This is a genomic window from Sphingomonas plantiphila (assembly GCF_046000505.1).
Classification (GTDB): Bacteria; Pseudomonadota; Alphaproteobacteria; order Sphingomonadales; family Sphingomonadaceae; genus Sphingomonas; species Sphingomonas plantiphila.
Genome location: NZ_JBELQC010000008.1, coordinates 1 through 526, shown reverse-complemented (window position 1 = coordinate 526; position 526 = coordinate 1). Strand labels below are relative to the sequence as shown.

Here is a 526-nt window from a genome sequence, read left to right as displayed (position 1 = left end):
CGGTGGTCGCCGCGTTCCTGTCGGGGCTGTTCGGCATGGCGGGCGGGCTGATCCTGATCGGCGTGCTGCTCGCCCTGATGCCGCTGCCGACCGCGATGGTGCTGCATGCGATCACGCAGATGGCCTCGAACGGCTGGCGCGCCTTGCTGTGGCGCGCCCATATCCGCTGGCGGCCGGTCGCGAACTATATGGTCGGCGCCGCCATTGCGCTCGGCGCCTGGTCGCTCACCCGCTACGTTCCGGACAAGCCGATGGCGCTGCTGCTGCTCGGCATCACGCCGTTCATGGCGCGATTGCTGCCTTCATCCGTCAAGCCGGATCCTGACAGGCTCTGGCAGGGCACGGTCTACGGCACGATCTGCATGGGCCTGATGCTGATGACCGGCGTGTCGGGACCGCTGCTCGACACCTTCTTCCTCTGCGGCGAGTTCGGCCGGCGCGAGAAGGTCGCGACCAAGGCGATGTGCCAGCTCGTCAGCCACTTCACCAAGCTGATCTATTTCGGCGGGGTGATTGACCAGGCCGC

1 protein-coding gene is annotated in these 526 nt (G+C 67.1%); it reads left to right on the top strand.

Annotation, left to right across the window (positions count from 1 at the left end):
• Positions 1-526: TSUP family transporter (locus ABS767_RS17570; protein ID WP_408080781.1), on the top strand; the 526-nt coding region annotated here is incomplete at both ends.